Below are 24,376 nucleotides of genomic sequence, written 5' to 3'. Positions count from 1 at the left end.
CTCGGTTCAGGCCACCTTGATCTGGCCGGTGACGGCGTTGGTGATCAGGGCGGAGCGGTATTCTTCAAGGCGGCTTACCGCGCTTTCGATTCGGTCCTGAAGTTGCCCAAACTCCTCCATTGCGGCAATCAGCCGAGTCTCAATCTCCTTCTGCTCTTCGAGCGGTGGACATGCGAACCTTAAATCTTTCAATGTGTCTTGCCCGATGTTCTGCATAGAGCCGCTCGTTCCTGTTGCATCACGCTCGTATTGAAAACGCGCAGCACGTGAACGGAGCACTCTTATCAGGAACCCATTATGCACGGATGAATTTGTTTCCAAACGATAAAGCTTGTCACACAGCAGGATCTTTCCCTGTGTCTTGTTGACCAAGGTGGCGCTCCCAAGCAACTCTTTGGTGTTTGCTCGACTCACCAAAACATCGTCCACTTGAACCTCGTACTGCTCCTTTGGTGGCAAGTCTATGGGAAGCGCTTTGTTCTCGGTCTCATTATAAACGTTGCCATTGACGCACCCCACTTTGAGGACACCCCATTCTCCAATGTTGGCTTGACGGTTTTCACACTGCGGGGACCAACCTTGTTCAATCTTCTGGGTAACGTGTCTTAACCGAACGACATTCCAATGCGCCGGGATCTCCCCAAGCCACTCGATGCCGCTGTCTTTCATGGGGGCATCGGGATTAAGTCCCTTGGTGACGGCGCGGGTGATCAGGGCGGTGCGCTTTTCGGCCAGCCGGTCGAGCAGGCGGCGCTTCTTGGCGATCAGGGTGTCGATCTCGGCGGTCTTGCGGTCGAGGAAGGCGGCCACCTTTAGCTGATATTCGAGTGGGGGAACATCTATTAGGGCATTCTTCAAGGCCTGCTGAGACAACCCGAACCGGGTGACCCCTTTTGCAGATAATTTGAACTGGTCATTCAATACCGGGGACTGGGCCAGCCATGAAAGGAAGCGCCCGTCCACCTCGTCCGAATCAGGTTCAATAATGGCCAAGTGGTAGCCACAGACCACATCAGGCATCGTGTCGGCGACATAGGCGGGGACGGCGATATCTTCCCAGCTTTCGCTGTCCTTGGTCAGAAGCACCTGTCCTTTCTTAAGCCCGAAGCGTTCAATTTCGCTTTCCGTGGCCGAGCCCTGCATGAATGGCATGTCGGGCGTTATTTTTTCGTGGTAGTAAACGTCCGTGTAATTGCACAGGCGCACAGCGGTCTCACCTTCAACAACATGCTTATCGACGTTGCTTGTACGCACACCCGATACGAACTTGAGCTTACGTTCTTTCCAGTGGCGTGTCCGCTCGTCAGCGATTACCCGTTCATTCTCACTGACGGTCATTGCGGTTTCTCCTTCTTGATCCGCTCCTCCAACGCCTCCAGCTCCCGCAAATCCTCGGCATCCGCCTCCAGCGCCTCATCCCGCCGCCGCCGGGCGTCGAAGTGCTCGTAGCGCTCGTGGGTGATCTGTTCCATGCGCTCGCGGCTGATGCGGCCTGCGCCGTCGAGAACCGGCCGCTCGTTGAATGCCAGCAGGCGGTCCACGTTGTGGCGCCAGTAGTCCAGGGTCAGGTCCTGGCGCTCTTTGGCGCGCAGCTCGGCCTGTTCGAGGAAGATCACCACCAGGCGGTTGAGGGTGTCGATCTCGTCGGCGGTGAGGTAGTTTTTGGCGATGGTGACATCCTGCTTGCGCACCCGCGCGCCCTTCCAGCTGGTCAGCGCCATGTTGGGGGAATCGGCATCGGCGCGCTCAACGACGATCTCGGCGGCGGTGTGGCCTGTGACGGCGTAGAGCAGCTTGTTCTGCACCTCGGCGAAGAAGGTCTGGGCGTCGCGGTCGTCGGGCCGGTAGTCGCTAGAGAGGGCGAAGAGGTCGCGCACCTTCTGGTAGAAGCGCTTCTCCGAGGCGCGGATGTCGCGGATGCGGGCCAGCAGCTCGTCGAAGTAGTCCCAGCCACCGGGCTCCTTGAGGCGCTGGTCGTCCATGACGAAGCCCTTGACCAGGTACTCCTCCAGATGGGCGGTGGCCCACTGGCGGAACTGGGTGCCCCGGGGCGAGCGTACCCGGTAGCCCACGGCCAGGATCATGGGCAGGGCATACCAATTCACCCGGTAGCGCTTGCCGTCGGCGGCAGTTGTAAAGGATTTCTTTACAACTGCCGCGTCGGATAATTCCCCTTCGTTCAAGATGTTACGGATATGCATGCCGACATTCTGCTTGGTTGTGTCGAACAGCTCGGCCATCTCCCCCTGGGTCAGCCAGGCGGTTTCCCCCTCCACGCGCAGGTGGATTTGCGCCTTGCCGTCTTCGGTGCGGTAAAGGATCAGTTCTCCATGGCTCATGCCGTCACCTTTCTCAGCATCTCCAGGATCTCGCCTTCCAGCGCCTGGATATCCTGCTCGATCTCCTCCAGCGGGCGGGGCGGTTGGTAGACATAGAAATGGCGGTTGATGGGGATCTCGTAGCCCACCTTGGTCTTGCCGTGGTCGATCCAGGCGTCGTCGACGAAGGGCAGCACCTCGCGGGCCAGGTAGTCTTCGCAGTGGCCCTGGACCAGCTCCAGCAGCTGGCTGTTGTCCGCGTCCTTGTCGTAGCCGATGGGCAGCGGCAGCGGGATGTCGGCGGGCAATGGGACGATCTCGGTATCGCGCAGCTCGGTATCCGGCTCGGGGTTGCCCTTGGCGTCCCGGCAGATGGCGGCCTCGGCGTCGCGCTCGGACAGGGCACCCAGGATGGCCTTCTTGATCGGCGCGGGCAGTTTCTCACCGGCGTCCTTGAAGGCGGCCTTGAGTCGCGGTTCGAACTCGGCGCGATCGGTGTAAAGCGGGTCGCCCAGCCCCCGGAGGATGTCGATGATGCGCTGCTGGGTGGCCTCGCCGGCCTTGATCTCGGCCTCTGCCTCGGTCGGGTCCTTGCGCTTTTTGCTCTTGGCGAGATTGATGAAGGCGGTCTCCTGCCAGAGGCGCTCGATGCGATCGGCGCTGGCCTGGAAGTTGAGCCGCAGGGGGCGTTCCACGGTGACCTTCAGATAGCCGAAGTCGCGGTTGTCGAAGAGCTTCGAGCAGACCCGTTCGGTCTGTTCGCCGTTCAGGCCCACCCGGCAGGTGGCGCCGTCGGTGAACCCGGCGTAGAGGCGGGTCAGCTCCTCGATGTGGTTATCGCCCAGCTCGTTGCGCTTGTTGCCCAGGCTCTTTTTCATCTTGCGGTAGTGGCGGGTGCCGTCGATGAGCTGCACCTTGCTCTTGCGCTCGGCCGGCTTGCGGTTGGTGACCAGCCAGATGTAGGTGTAGATGCCGGTGTTGTAGAAGAGCTGGTCCGGCAGGGCGATGATGGCATCCAGCCAGTCATTTTCGATGATCCAGCGGCGGATGTTGCTCTCGCTGGGGCCGGGCTCGCCGTTGAACAGGGGCGAGCCGTTGAAGACGATGGCGATCTTCGAGCCTTCGCCGCCCTGCTCGGGCCTGGGCTTCATCTTGCTGAGCATGTGCAGCAGGAACAGGGTGGCGCCGTCGTTGATGCGCGGCAGGCCGGGGCCGAAGCGGCCATCGAAGCCCAGCTCCCTATGCTCTTTCTTCACATAATCTTCCTGCGGCTTCCACTCCACGCCGAAGGGCGGGTTGGCCAGCATGTAATGGAAGGTCTTGTCCGAGTGGCCGTCGCCGGTCTCGCCGTCGCCCAGGGTGTCACCGAAGGCGATATTGTCCACCGGCTCGTCCTTGATCAGCAGGTCGGAGCGGCAGATGGCCCAGGATTCTTCGTTGTACTCCTGGCCGAACAGCTCCAGGTGCGCCTGGGGGTTCTGTTCGGTGATGTACTCCTCGGAGACCGACAGCATGCCGCCGGTGCCGGCGGTCGGGTCATAGATGGTGCGGGCAATGCCGGGCGTATAAACCTCTTCGTCTTCGGTGTAGAGCAGGTGGGCCATCAGGCGGATCACCTCGCGCGGGGTGAAGTGATCCCCGGCCTCCTCGTTGGCCTGCTCGTTGAACTTGCGCACCAGCTCCTCGAACACATACCCCATGTCGTGGTTGCTGACCCGATCCGGGTGCAGGTCGATGCGCGGATCCGCAAACTCCTTGACGATCAGATACAGCCGGTTGGCCTTGTCCAGCTTCTCGATCTCCGACTCGAAGCCGAAGGCCTCGAAGATCGCCCGCGCGGACTCGGAAAAGCCGTTGATGTAGCTGGTTAGGTTGGTGGCGATGTTCTCGGGGTCCGCCAGCAATCTCTCGAAGGTGTAGGGGCTGATGTTGTACAGCGGGTGCTGGCGGCCCTTGCTAGCCGCCTTGGCAAGCCCAGCGTGCAGGGCATTGCCTTCCAGACCGCGGGCCTGCAGCTTGTCGTACTCCTTCAGCACCTGCTCCTTGGTGGGGGCCAACACACAATCCAGACGGCGTAGCACTGTCATGGGTAGCATGACCTTGCGGTACTGCGGCGGCCGGTAGGGGCCGCGGAGCTTGTTGGCAATATCGAAGACGAAATTGATGAGGCTGGTGGTGTTGGTGGTCATCTATGCCCTTATTTAGTGTGTGAGATATGAATTCTGGTGTGCAAACTGGGCATAACAATCCGCGTAACCGGTGCCCAACGAAGCGCAGCGCAGTTGGGCGTCCGAGTTAACGCAGTGGTTATTCGGCGCGGAATTCAACCTTTTCTACGGCATCCAAATTGACCGATTGCCGGGCCTTCCACAGGTCATAGTTGTCCTGCATAGTTAGCCAGCTCTCGGGGCTGCGACCGAGCGCCTTCGAAAGGCGCAGGGCCATTTCAGAGCTAATGCCACTTTTCCCGTTCAGAACCCGGGTAAGAGTGGACGGAGAAACCCCAAGCTTGACAGCAAGCTGCCGCCCAGTGATTTCAAAGGGTTCCATGTATACCTCCCGGATAAACTCGCCGGGATGGGGCGGATTGTGCATGGCCATCAGTGATAATCCTCGTAGTCGAGCGCATGCGCGTGACCGTCTCGAAACTCGAAGGTGACGCGCCAGTTACCATTGACCCAGATTGACCAACGTCCTTTCCCTGGGCCTTTCAATCGATGCAGCTTGAAACCGGGGATATCCATATCTTCAATCGTCGTTGCGGTGTCCAGAGCTACAAGCTGCATTCTCAAGCGCTTGGCGTGGTGGGGCTGTATTCCAGAGGCCGAACCTGTTTGATAGAACTTCTCCAGCCCCTTGTGCCGAAACGACTTGATCATGCGCCGATAATAGCACGTTGCGCACTACGCAACAAGCGACACCTAACGACCAAGCTCACCGGCGGCAATGGAGCGCTAACGGCCCCCCTGTGTCAGGTGGAGCGCCTCGTTAGGTTTATGTACGTTCATCTCGGTAGTTCCCGCATCGCTTCCTTCCATGGTGGAGTTTTCCATTCCGGATGCTGCTTCCACTCTTCCTTGAGCGCCTTGCGCCATTTGAGGTAGGCCTGAATATTAGGGGTCAGAGTAACGTTTAGCCGCTATTACCAGCGCACGAAATCGCAATGTTGAAACATAAATGTTACTCTGACCCCGAATATTCTTGGAAGTAACTTTCCATCCTTCTCATATTCTGTTTCAATACCGTTTACTGAAGCAAGGGTTCTAAGATGCTCTTCAAGAACGCTACCTAGTGTTACTGCTGCTGCATCTTTATAGTTCTCAGATAAAAGATGGTCGGCCATCTCAATAAAATCTGAGAATATTTCAGCCGAAATTAACCCTTTTGCCGATGTTAACCAACCACCCTCCAATTCATTTTTTACCGCTTTTATAATGCCTATACCTGACTCCGTTTTGTCTAGGTGGGGAGCACCAACAGTTTTGGAGAATTCAGTATAATAGCAATGCTGAGCGCCGAATATATTCGATAAGAAGGAAAGTGAAGAGGCTCTAAATGTATAGAAAATTTCGCACTCAACCCAAATCGATTGATTTCTGCCTTTATTGGTTTGCTTAGCTTTTAACCCAAGCTGAATTAGCTCTTCAGATCTACGTACCAAATCATCAATTTTCAATTATGCCTCCTTGTACACTAACGCCGCATTCAGCGGCTTGTCCGCTGCAATGCTTTGTTAAACGTTTTTACCTTCAAGCTCAGAAATAAGTGATTTAGTATTCTTCTCATACTCTTCGAAATCTCTGACTTTCTTATGCATTCTCATTGTTTGAGCACAAGTCATGAAAATGAGCATCGAAACTGCTAGAGCGGTTATTTGCGCTCCAGTTCTTCCAACGACCCCACCAATCCCCCCCCCAACTTGTTAATTCCCCCATCAAAGGGAAGATGGCTCCGTAAATAGTTCCAATTGCACCATACATCGCAACTTTGATTAGCGATACAAGGAATAGCTGATTCAAATCGGCTTTGTCAGAATGGAGTTTAGATACCTCTAACAGCTCCTTTTGGAGCTCTCCAAGCTGCAACTGTCTCGCAGCTTCCTTTTTCTCAATTTTTGCTTTTTTACTACGCTCCAGGCGCGAATCTAGCCACTTTTGAAGCTTGGGTGTAAAAAGATTCGCAACGATAGCTAAAGGAATAGCTAGAGCAATACTAATCCATAAATCAATACTCAAAATTTACTCCTTGGTTCGTGACGTTTAACGCTTGCGTAACCGGTTGCTTTTGGAGCGCCAGCGGAAAAAGCAATCCGCGTTGACGCACTGGTTATGCATCATTCACATAAACTTTCGGCGCCTAAAAGCCGATACGTCTTCTCTTCTAAGCTCAAACCACTCACCATTCTTACGACGGTCAGCGAACCTACGGTGCCAGTACTGCTCAATGCCAGCAGGGTCGTCAGTTTTTATGGTATGAACCGTCTTGACTCGCTCCGGCAACTGGATGGAAAGCTCATATATACGACGCCCCGGTGAGTTGCTGCGTCCAATCTTGAAATACTTACCGGACTTCAATAGGTATACAAAACCATACTCCGGCTCTTCCTCAATTTCATCGGCACCAGATTCTTCTTCAGGTCGTTCCGCCAATGGAGCGCAAATCGCCTCAACATCTTCCCAGCCCGGATTCCCCTCACACCATGTCAAAAGGGCTGAGGCCACTTCGGATTTCCGGCCAAAACGAGCAAAAACATTGTGGCTCGGGAATTCGCTATCATTGCGGCCTTTCAGCCTAAGTTCAGCCGATACAGGATAATGACCAAGCTCCCGCACGAAATTAGCAAGTTTTTCCAAGACTTCATTTTCATCAAGGGGCTGCTGCTTGGTGTTCGGCTCAAATCCAGCCTCGCGGACAGCTTCACTCCATCGCAACCAATGCTTTCCAATCCAGTCACTTTCGCGGATTCCTGTTTCCGCAAGGAACCGGGATCTACCCAGCGGGACCCCTCCATTTTGCTCCGCCGTTCGACGAATCTCCTCCAAAATATGAGATTTCTTCATAGGGTGATTCTCATTGCATAACGACAGCCATCAGGCGCGCGAGGCACGAGCGTCGGCTGCATGGCTTGGTTATACAGGCTTGCCAATCTCAGCGCTCGCTACCACGGTGGCCAGACGCTCCGCGATTTTTGGAAGCGTGGCCCCGAGCCATCCATGCTCATCGTTTGGATATTTTTCCTTGAATTCTGAATATTCCTTTCCTAGCGTCTTGCCAAGTTTTTCCAACTCTTCCGAATCCATGGAGTATTTGAACTTATGCGCACAGTTATTGCGTAGCTTATTCAGCTTACCAAGACCGTCAATGAGCTGATTATCAAGTTCACCAAGCGCTGCCGCGAAGTCGAGCTTCTTTTGATACATCAGGAACTCATCCTTGAGAAGGCGCTCCCCTTTCGGGAGCTTGGCTTTCAGGTAGCGCTCGAGCAGATGCTCGGTATACAGATGCGTTAACAGTACAGCCAAGCGCTGATCTCCAGAAGCATTAGCGGCCTCTGTAACATGCTCTCGAAACTGCGCCATCTCCGCAGCAACCCACTCTACAAATTCTGGGTCATGATCCCGATGCATCTGAGCTCCTTGACTCTGTATAACGTTTACCATCACCGGCGCGCGCCTTTGGCACGTCCGGTGAATGGTTTTGTTAGACAATTTCACACGCCTGGAACTCACGCTCCACCTCTTTTCTGAGAGATAATATATACTCACTGCTTCCCTTGTGGCGATTGATGTTTCTCTGTGGATCGTTGACGGAATCGTTGAATTCAACCAACTTATTCAGCAGATTGTTTCCATAATTGTTTTTCTTTCCCCACATCTCGGAATATAACGTCTCCAGCCTTGAGTAGTAATCGTCCACTGATTCGTCATATCTTAGAAACACGTAGTCAGTAGTTTCTTTTACAGCCTGATCGAACGTACTCAAGAGCCAGCGAACATTCGTATTGTCGCTATCTTTAACGTTCGTGATCATTTGCTGAATAAGACACAGATCCCAAGTGGCATTACGTATTCCAGTGATAGAGCGGGACTTCAACATCTGTGAAATCCTCTTTGAGCTGAAGTAAATTGATAAAAAGTGAAATGCTGGAGCTGAAAATACGTAATTCTCATAAATCCAATCCATTAGATCAAGTAAGACTTGGTAATCCGTATTTCCCTTGGATTTCAAAGATAAAGCTTTTTTGACAATAACAATATTATTCTCGAAATGACGAAGCTTAGGAGGAATTTCTGCATTTACTAGCTCTCCCGCCTCATATGGCACTAATTCGGCATCAGGAACTGATGATCTTTTCCCTATTGCAATGTCCAAATATATGTTTGCATTCAAATTGTCTGCCGACCTAAATAAAGACAGCTCTTTATCCGCCTTCTCTAGACCGGACGATTCCATGTACTCATGGTAAGCCATGCTCGGTTCTGACATGATGCCGGACGCATTCAAAAACGCCTGAAGTGCTGCTGTTAACCTGAAACACTCTCCATCCTTGTTCGTTGTTACCTTTCTTCCTTTTGCTAGCTCAATTAGATATGAAACGACATTTCTATCAAGCAAACACCGAAATTCGCTTTCTGTTTCCAGAGAGTAGTTAACTAATCTGCACGGATGGTCTGATCTCGAATCCAAAGGGTCAATCAGTAGGCGGTTACTAAACAGCATTTCCTCTATAAGGAGAAAGTCGCCCAACCTCTCGTGTGAAAACAGAATCTCCATACCTATACTTTTTTGGCTAACAGTTCAATAGACAGAAATCTCTAATTAGGACAATAGGCAGATTCCATCTATTCACATAACATCACACCCCCACCAATCCAACCTCACTCCCAACTCAACGCCCCCCGGTCTGATACTCGGTCACCCGAGTCTCGAAGAAATTCTTCTCCTTCCGGGCGGCGACTTGCTCCTCCCACCACGGCAGGCTTTCCGCTTCGTTGTCCGAATAGAGCGGCGAGAAGCCCAGATCCAGCATACGGCAGTTGGCCAGGGAGCGGACGTGGCGGCGGTGGAGTTCCAGGTCGTAGCCGAGCATGGGCTTGACGGTGGAGCAATATTCCAACTAAGACAGTCCGAATTGAGGCTTTTATTCGGCCTTTCCTATTCTTTTTCGCCTTCCAGCACATTCATTGCTCCATGAATCACAGCGATAACATCAACTTGGTCTGCTTTTATGTGATAAATGATTCTGTATGGACCAGAGAAAACCTCCCTAATTTGATCATGCTGATATTCCGAGACTTTTCGACCAGACAACGGAAATTCACCAATTTGTTGCGATCGTCTCGTAATTCGATCCACAGTGCGTAACGCATAGGTTTCCGAATTTTGGGCGATGTACGCATATATGGCATCCAAATGAGCTTCGGCTGTTTCCGTCCAATGAACTTTCATTCAGGTAATCCATATTTCTTCCTGATTTCTACAACATCCTTTGTGTTTCCTCCCTTACTATCTTCGAGCCCTTTCTCGATCGCTTCTCGAACGTAGATTTCATGCATCAGGTCTTCCCACGTTGCATTGGCGGGAAGCTGATCTATCAATTTATGGGCGTCTTCTTTGCTGACTATCGTAGACATTTTCCACCTCTACATGGATCGATATTCGTCAGGTTATCCGATTGCTCGAATAGTTCTCCGCCGATTCAAATAACGCCACTCTTCCCATCAATCCGCCTTCACTCCCAACTCAAAGCCCCCCCAGTCTGATATTCGGTCACCCGCGTCTCGAAGAAATTCTTCTCCTTTCGGGCGGCGACCTGCTCCTCCCACCACGGCAGGCTTTCCGCTTCTTGGTCCGAATAGAGCGGCGAGAAACCCAGGTCCAGCATACGGCGGTTGGCCAGGGAGCGGACGTGGCGGCGGTGGAGTTCCAGGTCGTAGCCGAGCATGGGCTTGACGGTGTATTGGGCGTAGGCTTCTTCCAATTCCATCGCTTCGCGCATGAGGCCGTGGGCTTCGGCTTCCTCCAGGCGGGTTTCCGGGTTTTCCTTCCACAGAGCGGAGATCAGGGCGCGGCCGAAGGCGACGTGGCCGGATTCGTCGCGGGCGATGTATTGGAGCTGTTCGCCGGTGCGGACCATGAGCCGCCGGCGCTGCATGGAGAAGATGGGGCAGAAGTTGGCCATGAACCAGACCCCCTCGAAGATCATGTAGTAGAAGAACAGGCCCCTGACGTAATCCTTCAGGCTTCCGCCCTGCCCCTGCAGCGCTTTGGTCTTTTCGTTGCTGTATTCGAACTTGGCGCGGATGGGGGGGACTTTCTGATACAGCAGGTAGATCTCGTCCTCGTCGAAGTTGAGCGCCTCGATGACGTGCTGGTAGCTCATGGAGTGGATGGTTTCCTGGTGCATCTGGGCGATGACCGCCATGCCCACCTCGGGCGCGCTGATGCGTTCGTACACGGCCAGGGCCAGGTTGCGCTGGTGGAGCGCGTCGGCGGTGGTGAGGGTGGCGAAGGTGGTGAAGAAGGTGTGGCGCTCGTTTTCGTTGAGCTTTTTGAGCGTCATCAGGTCTTCGCCCATGCCGATCTCGGTGGGCATCCAGAAGTTGCGTTGGGAGGCCATGTAAGCGTCCCAGGCCCATTTGTATTTGATCGGGGCGATGTTGGCGGTCAGGTCGCTGCCGCCCACCAGCCGTTTTTCGCCGTCGTAGTTTTGCGAATCCGCCCGGGCCGAGGATTCCTCCGCCGCCCGGTCGGCGGCCACCGCCGGCATGGTGAAATGTTCCTTCGGCTGTGGGGCCGGTTGTTTTTTGATGCTTTCCAGCGGGTCGTCCCAGTTCAACATGGCGATTTCTCCTCTCAAATCTCGGAAGTCATTTGTTTGTTTGATTCCCCCTCACCCCGACCCTCTCCCTCAGGGAGAGGGGGATTTTTGCAATAAGGCAGCGATGGGAGTCCGCCGCGGAGGTCTGCTGAGCGGGCTCCGGTTGCTTGCCGGTAGGGCGTTTGCGCCCCCCTCCCTATAGCCCTCCCCCCAACGGGGGGAGGGTTGGGTGGGGGGACCACGGACGGGTTCACGGCGTCCCGGAAGGCAAGCGGCCGGAGCCCGCCCCCCACCGGCGAACTCCTTCTCACTGACAAGCCTCGCACTCGGGATCGAGGATCGAGCATACCTTGGGCGACTCCGGTTCCGGCGTGGCCGCCTGCGGGGTATGCCGCTCCACCCGGCTCGCCCCCAGGGAGCGCAGGTAGTAGGTGGTCTTGAGTCCTCGCAGCCAGGCCAGCTTGTAGAGGGCGTCCAGCTTCTTGCCGGACGGCTCGGGCATGTACAGGTTGAGGGACTGGCTCTGATCCAGCCATTTCTGGCGCCGCGACGCGGCCTCCACCAGCCAGCGCGGGTCGATCTCGAAGGCGGTGGCGTAGAGCACCTTGAGGTCGTTCGGGATGCGGTCGATCATCTGCACGCTACCGTCGTAGTACTTGAGGTCGTTGATCATCACCTCGTCCCACAGTTCCCGCGCCTTCAGCTCCGCCACCAGGTAGGGATTGACCACGGTGAACTCGCCCGACAGGTTGGATTTGACGTACAGGTTCTGGAAGGTGGGCTCGATCGACTGGGACACCCCGCAGATGTTGGAAATGGTGGCGGTGGGGGCGATGGCCAGGCAATTGGAATTGCGCATGCCGCAGGTCTTCACCTTTTCGCGCAGGGCGTCCCAATCCAGGGTGGCGCCGCGGTCCATGTCCAGGTAATCGCCCCGCGCTTCCTGCAGCCGGTCGATGGAATCGATGGGCAGCACCCCCCGGCTCCACAGCGAACCCTCGAAGGTGGGATAGCGGCCGCGCTCCTCGGCCAGGCGGCTGGAGGCGTCGATGGCGTGGTAGCTGATCGCTTCCATGCTGCGGTCGGCGAAGGCCACCGCCTCGTCGCTGGTATAGGGGATGCGCAGCTGGTAGAGGGCGTCCTGGAAGCCCATCACTCCCAACCCCACCGGCCGATGGCGCAGGTTGGAGCGGCGCGCCTTGGGCACGCTGTAGAAATTGATGTCGATCACGTTGTCGAGCATCCGCATGGCGGTGCCGCAGGTGGCGGCCAGCTTGTCCATGTCGATACCGGCTTCGGTCACGTGGCGGGCCAGGTTGATCGATCCCAGATTGCACACCGCGATTTCCTCGTCGGAGGTGTTCAGGGTGATCTCGGTGCACAGGTTGGAGCTGTGCACGACGCCGACGTGCTGCTGGGGCGAGCGCAGGTTGCAGGGGTCCTTGAAGGTGATCCAGGGGTGGCCGGTCTCGAACAGCATGGTGAGCATCTTGCGCCACAACTGCACCGCGGGCACCTTCTTGAACAGGATACTTTCCCCGCGCGCGGCCTTTTCCTCGTAGGCGAGATAAGCCTGCTCGAAGTCCTTGCCGTACTTGTCGTGGAGATCGGGCACGTCGTCGGGGGAGAACAGGGTCCACTCGCCCTCTTCCGCCACCCGCTTCATGAACAGATCCGGGACCCAATTGGCGGTGTTCATGTCGTGGGTGCGGCGGCGCTCCTCGCCGGTGTTCTTGCGCAGATCCAGGAATTCTTCGATGTCCAGGTGCCAGGTTTCCAGATAGGCGCAGATGGCGCCCTTGCGTTTCCCTCCCTGGTTGACCGCCACCGCGGTGTCGTTGGCCACCTTCATGAACGGCACCACCCCCTGGGACGAGCCGTTGGTGCCCTTGATGTGGGCGCCCATGGCCCGCACCCGGGTCCAGTCGTTGCCCAGGCCGCCGGCGTACTTGGACAGCATGGCGTCTTCCTTGACCCCGTTGAAGATGCCCTCCAGGTCGTCGGGAATGGTGGTCAGATAGCAGGAGGACAGTTGGGGGCGCAAGGTCCCCGAGTTGAACAGGGTGGGGGTGGAGCACATGAAGTCGAAGCGGGAGATCAAATCGTAGAATTCGATCGCCTTCTCTTCCCGCTCGATCTCGTTCTTGGCCAGTCCCATCGCCACCCGCATGAAGAAGGCCTGGGGCAGCTCGAAGCGATTCCCCTGATGATGGATGAAATAGCGGTCGTAGAGGGTCTGGAGACCCAGATAGGTGAATTGGAAGTCACGCTCGGGCCGGATCGCCCGGCCCAGTTTTTCCAGATCGTATTGCCCCAGTACCGGATCGAGCAGTTCCAGCTCGATGCCGCGGCGCACGTATTGCTCCAGGTAGCCGGCGTAGTGCTCCCCCATTTCGCTGCCGGTGGCGGTCTCGAAGTGGCCGCTGAGAAAGCCCAGGGCCTCGGAGCGGATCTTGTCCAAGAGCAGGCGCGCCGCAACAAAGCTGTAGTCGGGGGACTGTTCGATGCGCAGGCGCGCGGCCATCACCAGGGTGTCCACCACTTCGTTCTCGGGCACGCCGTCGTAGAGATTGCGCCGCGCCTCGGCCAAAATCCAGTCGCCGTCCACGTCTTCGAGCCCGCGGCAGGATTCTTCCACCACCGCCCGCATGCGGGCCTCGTCCAGGGGCTTGCGGTTGCCGGCGGCGTCGGTGACGTGCAATTCGGCCGGGGAGGAAGCCTTGGCCTTCTTGTCCTTCTTCGCCCGCAGCCGCGCCCGCTCCTCCCGGTAGAGGACGTAGGCGCGCGCCACCTTTTGATAGCCGCCGCGCATCAGGGCCAGTTCCACCTGGTCCTGGATGTCCTCGATGTGGATGGTGCCGCCGTCGGGTTGTCGGCGCATCAGGGCCCGCACCACCTGTTCGGTGAGCTCGGCCACGATGTCGTGAATGCGGCGGCTGGCGGCGGCCTGGCCGCCTTCCATGGCGAGAAAGGCCTTGGTGATGGCGAGCCGGATCTTGCTCGGATCGAAGCCGGTCAGTTTGCCGTTGCGCCGGATGACCTTCAGCTCGCCCGGGATCATGGCTTGCACTTCGGCGCTCAGCTCGGCCGGGCCGAGCGCTTCGATTTCCGCCTCGCTCAAGGGGCTGACGATGTTGGGTTGCATTTTTTTCTCCCGCCTGATGGTTGTGATGTTCGCTCTGAAGTATTCTTTGCCGAATATTTTAATCACAACAGATAGTATTTTTCCATACCTATAAACACTATATGCTGTGATTTTTCGGTGAGTAGACTGTGGACGGGAAGTGCATAAGCTGTGGATAACCCGGGCGGGCCCAAGGTGGATGGGAGAGGCAAATAACCCCGGATCGATCGGTATCTTTTGGCAAAATATAGACGAGGAGGATCAAATTTAATAATTACAACGAGAACGCCCCATGCCCAATCAGAAACACCTGCAACCGGCCACGACCCCCACCACCCTAATGGACATACTGCTCAAATGGTTTCGACGCATTTTCCCCACGCCGCAGGCCATCGCCCTGACCCTGCTGCTGGCGCTGGGGTTTCTGGGGGTGGTGTTTTTGGCGGATATGATGATGCCCGTCTTCGCCGCCCTGGTGATCGCCTATCTCCTGGAGGGCCTGGTGCAATCCCTGGAAGCCTGGCGAACGCCCCGCTTGGCGGCGGTCTTCGGCGTGTTCGTGGCGTTCATGACGATGCTCCTGTTCATCGTCATCGCCCTCCTGCCCCTGCTCTATCAGCAATTGGCCCAGCTGGTCCAGCAACTGCCCGCCATGGTGACCCAGGGCTTGGCCTTGCTCAACCGGTTGCCGGAACGTTATCCGGAATTCATCAATCAGGGTCAGGTCGATCAAATGATCGCCGCCGTGCGTCGGGAGTTGATCACCATGGGACAGACCTTGGTGACCTATTCCTATGCTTCCCTGGTCAACGTCATCTCGATTATCGTGTACGTGATTTTGGTGCCGGTCCTAGTGTTCTTCTTTCTCAAGGACAAGACCAAAATCCAAACCTGGCTGCAGCAATTCCTGCCCAAGGACATCCACTTGACCGCCCAGGTTTGGCGAAACGTGGATGTACAGATCGGCAATTACATCCGCGGCAAGGCCATCGAAATCCTGATCGTCTTCGGCGCCAGCTATCTCACCTTTTCCCTGCTGGGGCTCAAATACGCCCTCCTTTTGTCGGTGCTGGTGGGATTGTCGGTGATCATTCCCTACATCGGCGCCACGGTGGTGACCTTTCCCATTTTGGTGGTCGCCTATTTCCAATGGAACCTGACCACCCCCTTCTGGTACATCACCATCGCCTATTTCGTGCTCCAGGCATTGGACGCCATGGTATTGGTGCCGATTCTGTTCGCCGAGGTGGTCAATCTGCATCCCGTCGCCATCATCGTGGCGATTCTTTTCTTCGGCGGGTTCTGGGGTTTTTGGGGCGTGTTCTTCGCCATCCCCTTGGCGACCCTGGTGGAAGCGGTGCTCAGCGCCTGGCCCCGAAACAATCGCTACGGGAGCCCGGAAAAGACCCGAAAGCCTAAAGCGCCCGAGCGCGATTCCGGCGACCTCAACCGGACTGCGACTCCTTAAGCGTCTCCAGCACCGCTTCTGCGTGGCCTTTTACTTTCACTTTCCGCCACTCTGCCAGCAACCGGCCTTCGGGATCGATCAGAAAAGTGCTGCGTTCGATCCCGAAGACTTCGCGGCCGAACATTTTTTTCTGCTTGAGCACGCCGAACAAGCGGCAGAGGGTTTCTTCTTTGTCGGAAATCAGATCGAAGGGGAACTCCTGGCGGGCTTTGAAATTTGCATGGGTCTTGAGGCTGTCGCGGGAAACGCCGAAGATTTCCGCGTTGAGGCGTTGAAATTCGGGGTATAAATCCCGAAAGGCGCGTCCTTCGGTGGTGCATCCGGGGGTATGATCCTTGGGATAAAAGTACAAAACCACGTATTGCCCCAAAAGATCGGATAATTTGACCGTCCGATCTCCCGTGGCGGGGGATTCGAACTCCGGCACCGGTTGTCCCGGCTGAATGGCTTGGGCTTCGCTCACAACTCCTCCTTCAATAGACAGGCTTGATCGGTTCCAAAATGGCATCCACTGACATTTGTTCGCAGAAATCCAGAAATTCGTCGCGCAGGGAAAGCATGGAGATGCCCTCGGGAATCCGCAACAGCAAATGAATCGTGCATACCGATCCATCCACGTAGGGGACCCCGTAGCGACTGGAGCGCAGATCCTGGAGAACGACCCCCTGGAGGGTAAAGAATCGGGCGACGTCGTTCAGGACCTCGTAATTGTCCCGGGCCACCAGGTCCGCCACGTAGAGCAATTCGCCCGATTTTTTTTCCGCGGCGCTGTCGGGAACCCGATTGAAAAACAGATGGGCCTGTGGCTGAAGTCCGCTCAGGACGCTCTCCAAGCGTGCGATATGATTCCAGTTGCCTTCCACCAAAAAATAGCAGGCGCAGCCATCCGCCAGACGACTCATCCGGCTTTCCAGCACACAACAGGCGTTTTCCTGAATCCCGGCGAGGATCCGCTCAAATAGGCGGATACCGGTGGGCTCGAGGGCGGTAATCATCAATTGCATATTTCACCGCGGTCTGGAAGCGCAAGATTTTCCCGATCGGTTACAATAAAACGTTTTGGCCCCATCATAAAAATACGGAATATCTCCAAATATGTTAGAAATCGAATACGAGCTGCGGCAACGGGACCTAACCGCCTTCACCGAACATCAGATTCAGGAGAAGGAGGACTACCAGAAAATCCTGCGCCGCCATCAAATCACCTTCCCCGCCGTCCTCGCCTTTCTGGCGTTCGTCGTCGGCTTCTTCTATGCCAACACCTTGAGCGCCATCGGCATCGCCGTGATCGCCGTGGCTTGGCATTACCTATCGCCTTTGATCATCAAATATAACATCCGCCGCAAAACCTTGAAATTGTACAGCGACTCGGATAAGCAACAGTTACTGGGAAAGCGCCGGCTCCGCCTGGAACCTCAGGCATTGGTGGAAATCGGCGAGGGAGAAGAAAATCGGATTCCCTGGCGGGATATCGTCCGAATCGAGGCGCTCAAGCGTTACGTCTTCATTTATCTGGATATCGACATGGCGCTGATCGTTCCGCGTAAAACCGTCCAAGGCGACCTAAAGAAATTCATTCAAATCGCCGACAAACGCATTTCATCGGCCGATTAGCCGAATTTATTCCGCCAGATAGCGGTTTTCCGGCTCCGGAAACCTTTTCCCCTGCCCGCCCGGCGCGGTAGAAACGCGCCGGGCGGACTTCCGCCAACGCCTCGAAATCCCCTTTCCCCGAGTATCCATGTGGTGGTCGAACGATCTCCACAGATCTATCCTGTTGGTTTGCTTCGGATATTCACGCTCCAGAATCGCTGTAGCGGTCTCATTCGCCCCTCCGCCCAATCCATCAAGGCAGCAGCCAACCCCACTTGAGACGCTGCCGCAGCAGAGCCCATGCTTTGCAAGCGACAGAGCAAAGGCTCGTCGGGCGCCTCCAGCGGTAGCTTTTACAGCATCACGTAGACACTTGCCCGGTATACCGCGGTGAAACCCGCCGGCGGCTGCACTTCTCCTTGCATTAGTTCGAATTTGCCCATCCGGACGTGTTTAGAGGCTGTTTACAAAGTTACCCCGAAGGTGATCCGACTTAAAGGGCTCGGGGGCTTAACCGGTGCGCTTTCGCGAACCGGCGGGTCTCGATACGAGCCCCCCGGGGACGGGGTCAAGCCATCGGAGCAGCTTTGTAAACAGCCACCTTGAATTCTTCCACTGACATTAAAAAAGCCCCCTCAATGAGGGGGCTTTGAATAGGTCAGTCGTTATTGTTGTTATATGTGACCGCAGTCGCGGTCCGGACCTTACATGAAGGTCGGGATCAGCGGTGCGTCGATGGTCACGATTTGACGGTTGCCGGCATCGTCGTAGAACATCAGCATGCCACCCATCCGGCTATCCGGATCGTAGATGATGTCCGACAGACGATACACTTCCCAGGCCGCGTCAGAGGCGGTGACGTTGATGGTCTTGGTTTCACCCGGACCGATCGCTCCGCCGTCGACGTTGAGGCCTTCTTCCGCCAGCAGGTCTTCCGGATAGCCGCTGTCGTCTTCACACACTGCCGGGTTCATGAAGCGAACCGAGGCGGTGTTGAATTCGCACAGCTGAAGCGGACGATCGCTGTTGTTGGTCACGGTCAGAACCATCCGCATGGCGCGACCCGGCACGCGATAGGTGGCTTCGTCCACGCTCACCGACACTTGCGGTGCCGGCATTTCCAGCGCCTTGATACCCCGCATGGTGCCCGCTTGCAGCGGAATGGTCACCGGGTATTTGCTTTGCGCGCTGCTGTAGCCGAAGATCACCAGCAGGATGGTGGCCGCACCGAACAGCATGCCGACCTTTTTGTCCAGCGGGGTGACCAGTTCGTCACCACGGCCCGCATTGACCATCAACAGGCGCGGAATGAAGACCGGGTTGCGCACGAAGTACAGGATCCAGGCAACGCCCAAGGCATACCACAGAACGTGCCAGAACCAAACGTTGCCTTCGTTGTAGCCTTCCAGGTCCACGGTTTGCCCGGTCAGGGTGGTCACCGGGTTTTTGAAGTTGCTCATGGAGCCGTTGATGGTGACCCATTTACCCGGGCCGATGATCGGACCGCCGCCTTCGACGTTGACCATGGGGTGAACGTGCCATTCCCCGGGACGACGTGCTTTCAGCACCACGCGGAAGCTGTAGGTGTCACCCAGGTGCAGTTCCACCGAACGCGGCACGAATTGGTCGCCGATGTAGGATTCTTTACGAATCAACACCGGGCCCGGAATGCCGATGTTCAGGAAGGAGACGGACGGGGGATCCACCGAGTCCGGCCAGCCTTCGAAGATGTGGATCTTGCCCGAGATTTCCATCTCTTCGTTGATGTTGAGCATGTCCGTGGACCAGTTCAGGTCGAAGAAGTGAATGGTCCGCATCCGCAGGAAGGCTGCCTGGGATTTTTCACCGTGGGCCGAGGCCGTCGGGGTGTACATCATCGCCGCCGCCAGGGTCATCAACAGACCAACCAGCGACCAGCGCGCGATCCTGTCTCTTATCGTTTTCATCGATTTCCTCCTCAATTGTTGTCTCGTGTGTCGTTCGTCAAACTATTCTTCATCAGGTCTTCTTGACGAATTTCACAGTGCCGAACCAACGGCCCACAAAGTGCCACATGAAGTAGATCAGGATGGACATGAAGCCGGAGAAGAACGCGGATACCGGCGCCACGTCTTTACCGAAGGTACGCAGGGTGCCTTTTTCAACCATCCGGATGTATTCGGGCGTACCCGTACGGACGTAATGGTAGCCTTGGATGTCGGCCACGGACATCAGCATGCCGTTGTATTCCACAGGCACGTGCAGCGGTGCGATCACCGGCCAGTTGCCCGGGTACATCAACAGACCCCAGCCCAAGCCGCCAACCACGGCCGTGAACAGGAAGCTGCTGGACAGCATCAGGACCACGTCCAGGAAGATGGCCATGTGGACCGCCGCCGTCGGGAAGACGAAGTTGATCGGGAAGTAGGTCCATCCCCAGAAGTTGAAGTAGCGGTTGATCCATTCACCCAGCAGAATGCCCAGAATGGAAATGGTGGCCCCGAAAGGCAGGCGCAGACGTTCCCAAATCACCGCTTGCACCGCGGCCGGGAAGGTGATCATGACGATCGGGTAGACGGTCACCCACAGACGACGGTCTTTCCAGTCGGACCAGAAGTCCCAGTCGCCCATGGTCAGCATGCCGTGAATGTGGTAGGAACCGGTCAATACGAAGAACAGGATAAACAGGCCCAGGTAGTCAACCGTCCTGGACACCTGCACTGCTTCGGCGTGTGACCGAACTGCAGACGTTGTAGTGCTCATTACTTACCTCCAAGTCTCTTGTTGTTGCTCGTTCATTAATTGAACTCACGCCTTGTGGTTTCGCCTCCCTGGCAGGAGAGCCGCCAGCACCCCAGCGGCCCCCCAGGTCGCGCTTCCTATGGATTCTAACCTCGGCAGGCGATTAGTCCGCCCAGGTGGCAGCGTCGCCGCTGCTGTATACGTCCGAACCGCACAGGTCGCTTCCAATCAGGTTGGCGAAGCTGGCGAACACTTGCAGCAGCAAGCCCAGAATCGACAGCGCCATCCAACCGAAGAACACGAAGCCATAGTGCAGCGGCGCCACGAACAGCTCTTCCATGAACCAGAAGGTGTGACCCCATTCGTTCAGACCCACGTTGGGAAGAATCATGAACGGTCCCACCACGGTGATCATATAAGCCACCGAAAAACCCTTCTTCTGGTAGTTGAAGTAGGGCAGACGGGTGTGCGCATAGATCATCGCCGCAAACCCGGTGATGATGTAGATCGGGTAGCTCAGGTAGAATTCGATGATGTGGCTCGGGGTGAAGTCGGTGTCCCGAACGATGGTTTGGTGCCAGGTGCCGTCCTGCTCGGTGAAGTAGCTCGCACCCCAGTAAATGGCCCAGGCATAAGCCACCAGCCAGATCAGGTGGGTCATGTTGCGACGCAGTTCTTCACGCGGCGCCAAGGCGTCCAGGTTGCGGTCCCGGCTCTTCCACAGGTAGCCCCACAGCACCGAGGCCGTGACCACTTCCAGTACGATTTCGGTGTACAGGAAGTTCATCCAGTATTTTTCGAATTCCGGAGCGAACGAGTCCAGACCGGCCGACCAGCCATAAACCCCTTCGTACCAACGTACCCACGCGTAGAAAACCGTGTAAATGCCCAGCGCGAACGCCAGCCATTTCTTGTCCAGAAGCGGGGCATCTTGCGCTGCCGCGCCTACTGCTTGTGTCGTTGCAGCCATTTGAGTTACCTCCTTATCAGTTCACTCAAAGTTTATTTTTAATCGCTCCTTCCTTAAAACCTTTCACCCCCCAGGTTAACCCAGAAGGCGACCTCCTTCCTTTCGGTAACGGGCAGTCTAGCATTCGGTTGAAAGTTGTCAAGACTCTTTTGCGGCATATCCCGCACCCGATTGCGGCATTTGCCCCACCCCTTTTGAAACCCTCAAAAAAGCCCGCTAATTCTGCCTTGTTCATCGATGTCGATCCGTTCCGCCGCGGGCTGCTTCGGCAGGCCGGGCATGGTCATGATGTTGCCGCACACGACCACCAGGAATTCGGCCCCGTGGGCGGGTCTAACCTCCCGAATAGTCAGCGTGTGGCCTTCGGGCGCGCCCCGCAATTCGGGATCGGAGGCGAAGGAATATTGGGTTTTGGCGATACATACCGGATAATGGCGATATTCATCGCTGAGTCTTTCCACCTGCTGTCTGACCTTGGGTTCCGCGGAAATCCCCGCGGCGCCGTATAGCTTGGTGGCGATCGCCTCGATCTTGTCCCAAAGCGGCGCATCGTCCGGGTAAAGAAAGCGGCATTGGGAGGGCTCATCGACCGCTTGCAAGATCTCGCGGGCCAACTCTTCCGCGCCGGCACCGCCTTCGGCCCAATGGCGACAGACGACCGCCTTGGCGCCCAGCGCGGCGATTCTCTGTTGAAGAAGGGCAATCTCGGCTTCCGTGTCGGAAACGAAATGATTGATGGCCACCACGCAGGAGAGGCCGAAATGCTCGCGGATATTTCGGAGATGACGCTCCAGATTCACCATACCGGCTTCCAGGGCGGCCAGATTTTCCCGCTGCAAGGCATCCTTGGCCACTCCGCCGTGCATTTTCAGCGCCCGAACCGTCGCCACCAATACCACCGCATCGGGCTGAAGCCCGGTTTTTCGGCATTTGATGTCGATGAATTTTTCGGCCCCCAGATCGGCGCCGAAACCCGCCTCGGTCACGACGTAATCCGCCATTTTGAGGGCGGTTTTGGTGGCGATGGCGGAATTGCATCCGTGGGCGATGTTGGCGAACGGTCCGCCATGGATAAACACCAGGTTGTTTTCCAGTGTCTGGACCAAGTTCGGGCGAATCGCATCTTTCAGCAGTGCCGCCATCGCGCCTTGCGCCTTCAGGTCCCGGGCGAAAACCGGTTTGCCGGCGCGGGTATGGCCCACCAGCACGTTGCCGAGGCGCTCCTTCAATTCGCCGAGGGATTCGGCGAGGCATAGAATGGCCATCACCTCGGATGCCACCACGATGTCGAAGCCGTCTTCGCGCGGGACGCCATTGATCTTGCCGCCCAAGCCTTCCAGGATGTGGCGCAAATTGCGATCGTTCATATCGATCACCCGTTTCCAGGCCATTTGGCGCACATCCAGGTCCAGGGAATTGCCGTGGTGGATATGGTTGTCGGCCATGGCGGAGAGCAGGTTATGAGCCACGCCGATGGCGTGAAAATCTCCGGTGAAATGGAGATTGATGTCTTCCATGGGCACGACTTGCGCCCGCCCGCCGCCGGCGGCGCCTCCCTTGATGCCGAAGCAGGGTCCCAGGGAGGGCTCCCGCAGGCAGACCAATGCTTGCTTGCCGATACGGTTCAAGGCGTCGCCCAATCCCACCGTGGTGGTGGTCTTCCCCTCCCCGGCGGGCGTCGGACTGATGGCGGTCACCAAAATCAACTTTCCCCGGGGACGATCCTTAAGCCCTTGGATGTAGTCCAGAGACAGCTTGGCTTTGTAGTGGCCGTAGGGATCCAAATGGATGGGATCGAGATCGAACTTTTCCCCGGCCAATTCCACAATGGGCCGCATGGTCGCCTGCTGGGCGATTTCGATGTCAGAGCGCATGACTGTCTGTCCTCCGCGAAGAGACGAAACTGAACAGATTAGCAGGGGGATCGATCTCCGCGCAATTCGAAGCGATTCCGCCGGCTCACGAACTCAAATGCAATGGGGCGGCTTGGGAAGGCCCGCCAATTTGCAGGCGTATTTCAGCGGCCCCTTGGGAAACAGGCGATGAAGGTAACGACTGTTGCCTTTCTCCTCTCCCAGGGATTGGGCCACCGCCTTCACGAACATGCGCATATTGGGCAAATGCCGAACCCGCTCATAGTAGGCGCGGATGAAATGAATGATCTCCCAGTGGGCCTCGGTCAAGGAGATTTTCTCGCGCCGCGCCAACGCGGCCGCCACCCTTTCGTCCCAGCCGGCGGGATCGGCCAAGAAACCGTCTCCGGTCAATGGCAGCGACCGGCCATCCACTTCCAACATCACCATGACACAATCCGTTCATAATCCACGGTCAAATCCACGAACCCCTCGAAATCCACCGGAACCAGCGATGGCAATCGGTTCTCTCTCGCGATCCCCCGCGCCTCCAAATCGGGGATGAGGACATGGCAAGCAGCCGAACAGGCTTCGAGCGCCTCGGCCACGGGGTTGCCCGGAACGGCGGCATAAACCGCATCGGCCAACAACAACAGCGCATCGCCATCCCCCACCCGCGCCAAGCATTGGGCCAGATCCAGGCTGGTATAAGGGGAGCGGGATACCAAATACAGAACGCCCATACTCAATCCCCCACCACTCGGTCGTAGTCCTGCAACAGGCCGGAGAATCGTTCGCGTGCCAGCAGTCGCACCGGCAGCACCAGATCCGCCTCGCGCAATCCCCGCTCGGCCAGCGATTCGCGCTCCACCCACGGTGGATCGACGCCGTAAATCTCCAGCGCCTGCCACAAGACGGCGATATTCTTACGGGCCAGGGTTTCCCCCCGTTGATTCCGATGAAGCTGCCATACGCCTGCGTCCAAAAGCACGGCATCCACCGCCTGGTCGAAAGCCGCCAAGGTCAACAGCACATCCAGGGTTTCCTGGGGACGCCCGCCTTCGTGGGGCCCCCGGCGAATCACAAACAAATGACGCATCAGCCGAACACCAGCAAACGGTCGGTTTCCAAAATGGATTCCGCCAACAAGGCCAAGCCGGCCACCCGGAAACCGACCGCCAAATCCGACTCCGCCTCCGGCGACCATACCCCGCGACGCTGCGCGGCCGCTGAGCAAACTACCAGATCCACCCGGTGAATCTCGGCCAGCTCGGTCCAACGGGTTACCTTGTTGGATTCATCCTGCGGCGGCGCACTCAATTTAAGCGCGTGGTACACTCCGTCGGCATAAAAAAACACGCGCCGCAGCCGGTACCCCTTGGCCAACACCGCTACCGCGAAATGGTAGGCGAGATCCGCCGCTTCGCTGGAATAAGGACCGGCGTTAATCTGAATCGTATAACTCAGGAACCCGGCCGCCTCTCGCATGGTCTCTAACTCATTCATTC

General features: G+C 56.7%; 27 protein-coding genes. 2 read left to right on the top strand and 25 right to left on the bottom strand.

Going from position 1 to position 24,376, the window contains the following annotated elements; genetic code table 11:
- Positions 1-6 precede the first annotated feature (6 nt).
- The 15 genes from H035_RS17740 to H035_RS0101905 all read right to left on the bottom strand — a co-directional run bounded on the left by H035_RS17740 (position 7) and on the right by H035_RS0101905 (position 14,284).
- Entirely contained in the window at positions 7-1,338 is a 1,332-nt protein-coding gene (locus H035_RS17740; RefSeq protein WP_022947336.1) for a restriction endonuclease subunit S, read from the bottom strand.
- Positions 1,335-2,339, bottom strand: a complete 1,005-nt coding sequence (locus tag H035_RS0101970) for a virulence RhuM family protein (protein ID WP_022947335.1) — start codon at positions 2,337-2,339, stop codon at positions 1,335-1,337. Before H035_RS0101970 ends, H035_RS17740 begins: the two co-directional genes overlap by 4 nt.
- A complete protein-coding gene (locus H035_RS0101965) occupies positions 2,336-4,507 on the bottom strand; it encodes a type I restriction-modification system subunit M (RefSeq protein ID WP_022947334.1) in 2,172 nt (723 codons plus the stop codon). The genes H035_RS0101970 and H035_RS0101965 overlap by 4 nt, the downstream gene beginning before the upstream one ends.
- 118 nt (positions 4,508-4,625) lie before the next feature.
- The gene (locus H035_RS0101960) at positions 4,626-4,985 is read right to left on the bottom strand and encodes a HigA family addiction module antitoxin (RefSeq protein WP_084684792.1); all 360 of its coding nucleotides are present in this window, start codon (positions 4,983-4,985) and stop codon (positions 4,626-4,628) included.
- Positions 4,919-5,197 (bottom strand): type II toxin-antitoxin system RelE/ParE family toxin, encoded by a 279-nt coding sequence (locus H035_RS0101955; protein ID WP_022947332.1) that lies wholly within the window; start codon positions 5,195-5,197, stop codon positions 4,919-4,921. Before H035_RS0101955 ends, H035_RS0101960 begins: the two co-directional genes overlap by 67 nt.
- Positions 5,198-5,460: 263 nt before the next feature.
- Entirely contained in the window at positions 5,461-5,994 is a 534-nt protein-coding gene (locus tag H035_RS17735) for a hypothetical protein (protein ID WP_022947331.1), read from the bottom strand.
- A 133-nt stretch (positions 5,995-6,127) separates the two neighbouring features.
- Complete coding sequence (locus H035_RS0101945; protein WP_022947330.1) at positions 6,128-6,553, bottom strand: hypothetical protein; 426 nt, start codon at positions 6,551-6,553, stop codon at positions 6,128-6,130.
- 102 nt (positions 6,554-6,655) lie between these two features.
- The gene (locus tag H035_RS0101940) at positions 6,656-7,378 is read right to left on the bottom strand and encodes a GIY-YIG nuclease family protein (protein WP_022947329.1); all 723 of its coding nucleotides are present in this window, start codon (positions 7,376-7,378) and stop codon (positions 6,656-6,658) included.
- A 69-nt stretch (positions 7,379-7,447) separates the two neighbouring features.
- Positions 7,448-7,945, bottom strand: coding sequence for a hypothetical protein (locus tag H035_RS0101935; RefSeq protein WP_022947328.1), 498 nt, complete (start codon positions 7,943-7,945; stop codon positions 7,448-7,450).
- Between the two features lie 73 nt (positions 7,946-8,018).
- Complete coding sequence (locus tag H035_RS0101930) at positions 8,019-9,092, bottom strand: hypothetical protein (RefSeq protein WP_022947327.1); 1,074 nt, start codon at positions 9,090-9,092, stop codon at positions 8,019-8,021.
- 115 nt (positions 9,093-9,207) lie between these two features.
- Entirely contained in the window at positions 9,208-9,435 is a 228-nt protein-coding gene (locus H035_RS22120) for a hypothetical protein (RefSeq protein ID WP_022947326.1), read from the bottom strand.
- Positions 9,436-9,473: 38 nt separating this feature from the next.
- A complete protein-coding gene (locus H035_RS0101920; RefSeq protein ID WP_022947325.1) occupies positions 9,474-9,767 on the bottom strand; it encodes a type II toxin-antitoxin system RelE/ParE family toxin in 294 nt (97 codons plus the stop codon).
- Positions 9,764-9,952 carry a hypothetical protein gene (locus H035_RS0101915; protein ID WP_022947324.1) on the bottom strand — a complete coding sequence of 63 codons (189 nt, stop codon included), beginning with the start codon at positions 9,950-9,952 and terminating at the stop codon, positions 9,764-9,766. The genes H035_RS0101920 and H035_RS0101915 overlap by 4 nt, the downstream gene beginning before the upstream one ends.
- A 98-nt stretch (positions 9,953-10,050) precedes the next feature.
- Positions 10,051-11,160: a ribonucleotide-diphosphate reductase subunit beta gene (locus tag H035_RS0101910; RefSeq protein ID WP_022947323.1), complete on the bottom strand. Its 1,110-nt coding sequence runs from the start codon at positions 11,158-11,160 to the stop codon at positions 10,051-10,053.
- A gap of 286 nt (positions 11,161-11,446) precedes the next feature.
- Positions 11,447-14,284, bottom strand: a complete 2,838-nt coding sequence (locus H035_RS0101905) for a ribonucleoside-diphosphate reductase subunit alpha (protein WP_026596162.1) — start codon at positions 14,282-14,284, stop codon at positions 11,447-11,449.
- Between the two features lie 271 nt (positions 14,285-14,555).
- Between H035_RS0101905 and H035_RS17730 the strand changes: the two genes are divergently transcribed.
- Complete coding sequence (locus tag H035_RS17730; protein ID WP_022947321.1) at positions 14,556-15,731, top strand: AI-2E family transporter; 1,176 nt, start codon at positions 14,556-14,558, stop codon at positions 15,729-15,731.
- On the opposite strand, the gene H035_RS0101895 is transcribed toward H035_RS17730, so the two are convergent.
- Positions 15,709-16,194 (bottom strand): peroxiredoxin, encoded by a 486-nt coding sequence (locus H035_RS0101895; protein WP_022947320.1) that lies wholly within the window; start codon positions 16,192-16,194, stop codon positions 15,709-15,711. The genes H035_RS17730 and H035_RS0101895 overlap by 23 nt on opposite strands.
- A 10-nt stretch (positions 16,195-16,204) precedes the next feature.
- Positions 16,205-16,735, bottom strand: a complete 531-nt coding sequence (locus tag H035_RS0101890) for a glycine cleavage system protein R (protein WP_022947319.1) — start codon at positions 16,733-16,735, stop codon at positions 16,205-16,207.
- A 91-nt stretch (positions 16,736-16,826) separates the two neighbouring features.
- On the opposite strand from H035_RS0101890, the gene H035_RS0101885 reads away from it, so the two are divergent.
- Positions 16,827-17,345: a YcxB family protein gene (locus tag H035_RS0101885; protein ID WP_022947318.1), complete on the top strand. Its 519-nt coding sequence runs from the start codon at positions 16,827-16,829 to the stop codon at positions 17,343-17,345.
- A 683-nt stretch (positions 17,346-18,028) separates the two neighbouring features.
- Here H035_RS0101885 and amoB read toward each other — a convergent pair.
- The 8 genes from amoB to tusD form a co-directional block, all read right to left on the bottom strand.
- Entirely contained in the window at positions 18,029-19,270 is a 1,242-nt protein-coding gene (gene amoB, locus H035_RS0101875; RefSeq protein ID WP_022947316.1) for a bacterial ammonia monooxygenase, subunit AmoB, read from the bottom strand.
- A gap of 52 nt (positions 19,271-19,322) precedes the next feature.
- Positions 19,323-20,066, bottom strand: coding sequence for a bacterial ammonia monooxygenase, subunit AmoA (gene amoA / locus H035_RS0101870; protein WP_022947315.1), 744 nt, complete (start codon positions 20,064-20,066; stop codon positions 19,323-19,325).
- A gap of 142 nt (positions 20,067-20,208) precedes the next feature.
- Complete coding sequence (amoC, locus tag H035_RS0101865) at positions 20,209-21,015, bottom strand: bacterial ammonia monooxygenase, subunit AmoC (RefSeq protein WP_022947314.1); 807 nt, start codon at positions 21,013-21,015, stop codon at positions 20,209-20,211.
- A 203-nt stretch (positions 21,016-21,218) separates the two neighbouring features.
- Complete coding sequence (locus tag H035_RS0101860) at positions 21,219-22,889, bottom strand: formate--tetrahydrofolate ligase (RefSeq protein WP_022947313.1); 1,671 nt, start codon at positions 22,887-22,889, stop codon at positions 21,219-21,221.
- Between the two features lie 93 nt (positions 22,890-22,982).
- Positions 22,983-23,315 (bottom strand): TusE/DsrC/DsvC family sulfur relay protein, encoded by a 333-nt coding sequence (locus H035_RS0101855; RefSeq protein ID WP_407635333.1) that lies wholly within the window; start codon positions 23,313-23,315, stop codon positions 22,983-22,985.
- A complete protein-coding gene (gene tusB, locus H035_RS0101850) occupies positions 23,312-23,611 on the bottom strand; it encodes a sulfurtransferase complex subunit TusB (RefSeq protein WP_022947311.1) in 300 nt (99 codons plus the stop codon). Before tusB ends, H035_RS0101855 begins: the two co-directional genes overlap by 4 nt.
- 2 nt (positions 23,612-23,613) lie before the next feature.
- A complete protein-coding gene (gene tusC, locus H035_RS0101845; RefSeq protein WP_040574314.1) occupies positions 23,614-23,967 on the bottom strand; it encodes a sulfurtransferase complex subunit TusC in 354 nt (117 codons plus the stop codon).
- Positions 23,967-24,374, bottom strand: coding sequence for a sulfurtransferase complex subunit TusD (gene tusD, locus H035_RS0101840; protein ID WP_235044529.1), 408 nt, complete (start codon positions 24,372-24,374; stop codon positions 23,967-23,969). The genes tusC and tusD overlap by 1 nt, the downstream gene beginning before the upstream one ends.
- Positions 24,375-24,376 lie beyond the last annotated feature (2 nt).

The organism is Methylohalobius crimeensis 10Ki, from assembly GCF_000421465.1.
GTDB classification, from domain to species: domain Bacteria; phylum Pseudomonadota; class Gammaproteobacteria; order Methylococcales; family Methylothermaceae; genus Methylohalobius; species Methylohalobius crimeensis.
The sequence above is the reverse complement of the archived record's forward strand: the minus strand, read 5'-3'. Positions and strand labels throughout refer to the sequence as shown.

What these genes read in the sequence shown, in the direction of transcription:
- H035_RS17740 (WP_022947336.1), bottom strand. Translation starts at nt 1,338, where the DNA reads ATGACCGTCAGTGAGAATGAACGGGTAATCGCTGACGAGCGGACACGC.
- H035_RS0101970 (WP_022947335.1), bottom strand. Translation starts at nt 2,339, where the DNA reads ATGAGCCATGGAGAACTGATCCTTTACCGCACCGAAGACGGCAAGGCG.
- H035_RS0101965 (WP_022947334.1), bottom strand. Translation starts at nt 4,507, where the DNA reads ATGACCACCAACACCACCAGCCTCATCAATTTCGTCTTCGATATTGCC.
- H035_RS0101955 (WP_022947332.1), bottom strand. Translation starts at nt 5,197, where the DNA reads ATGATCAAGTCGTTTCGGCACAAGGGGCTGGAGAAGTTCTATCAAACA.
- H035_RS0101940 (WP_022947329.1), bottom strand. Translation starts at nt 7,378, where the DNA reads ATGAAGAAATCTCATATTTTGGAGGAGATTCGTCGAACGGCGGAGCAA.
- H035_RS0101935 (WP_022947328.1), bottom strand. Translation starts at nt 7,945, where the DNA reads ATGCATCGGGATCATGACCCAGAATTTGTAGAGTGGGTTGCTGCGGAG.
- H035_RS0101930 (WP_022947327.1), bottom strand. Translation starts at nt 9,092, where the DNA reads ATGGAGATTCTGTTTTCACACGAGAGGTTGGGCGACTTTCTCCTTATA.
- H035_RS0101920 (WP_022947325.1), bottom strand. Translation starts at nt 9,767, where the DNA reads ATGAAAGTTCATTGGACGGAAACAGCCGAAGCTCATTTGGATGCCATA.
- H035_RS0101915 (WP_022947324.1), bottom strand. Translation starts at nt 9,952, where the DNA reads ATGTCTACGATAGTCAGCAAAGAAGACGCCCATAAATTGATAGATCAG.
- H035_RS0101910 (WP_022947323.1), bottom strand. Translation starts at nt 11,160, where the DNA reads ATGTTGAACTGGGACGACCCGCTGGAAAGCATCAAAAAACAACCGGCC.
- H035_RS0101905 (WP_026596162.1), bottom strand. Translation starts at nt 14,284, where the DNA reads ATGCAACCCAACATCGTCAGCCCCTTGAGCGAGGCGGAAATCGAAGCG.
- H035_RS17730 (WP_022947321.1), top strand. Translation starts at nt 14,556, where the DNA reads ATGCCCAATCAGAAACACCTGCAACCGGCCACGACCCCCACCACCCTA.
- H035_RS0101890 (WP_022947319.1), bottom strand. Translation starts at nt 16,735, where the DNA reads ATGCAATTGATGATTACCGCCCTCGAGCCCACCGGTATCCGCCTATTT.
- H035_RS0101885 (WP_022947318.1), top strand. Translation starts at nt 16,827, where the DNA reads ATGTTAGAAATCGAATACGAGCTGCGGCAACGGGACCTAACCGCCTTC.
- amoB (WP_022947316.1), bottom strand. Translation starts at nt 19,270, where the DNA reads ATGAAAACGATAAGAGACAGGATCGCGCGCTGGTCGCTGGTTGGTCTG.
- amoA (WP_022947315.1), bottom strand. Translation starts at nt 20,066, where the DNA reads ATGAGCACTACAACGTCTGCAGTTCGGTCACACGCCGAAGCAGTGCAG.
- amoC (WP_022947314.1), bottom strand. Translation starts at nt 21,015, where the DNA reads ATGGCTGCAACGACACAAGCAGTAGGCGCGGCAGCGCAAGATGCCCCG.
- H035_RS0101860 (WP_022947313.1), bottom strand. Translation starts at nt 22,889, where the DNA reads ATGCGCTCTGACATCGAAATCGCCCAGCAGGCGACCATGCGGCCCATT.
- tusB (WP_022947311.1), bottom strand. Translation starts at nt 23,611, where the DNA reads ATGGGCGTTCTGTATTTGGTATCCCGCTCCCCTTATACCAGCCTGGAT.
- tusC (WP_040574314.1), bottom strand. Translation starts at nt 23,967, where the DNA reads ATGCGTCATTTGTTTGTGATTCGCCGGGGGCCCCACGAAGGCGGGCGT.
- tusD (WP_235044529.1), bottom strand. Translation starts at nt 24,374, where the DNA reads ATGAATGAGTTAGAGACCATGCGAGAGGCGGCCGGGTTCCTGAGTTAT.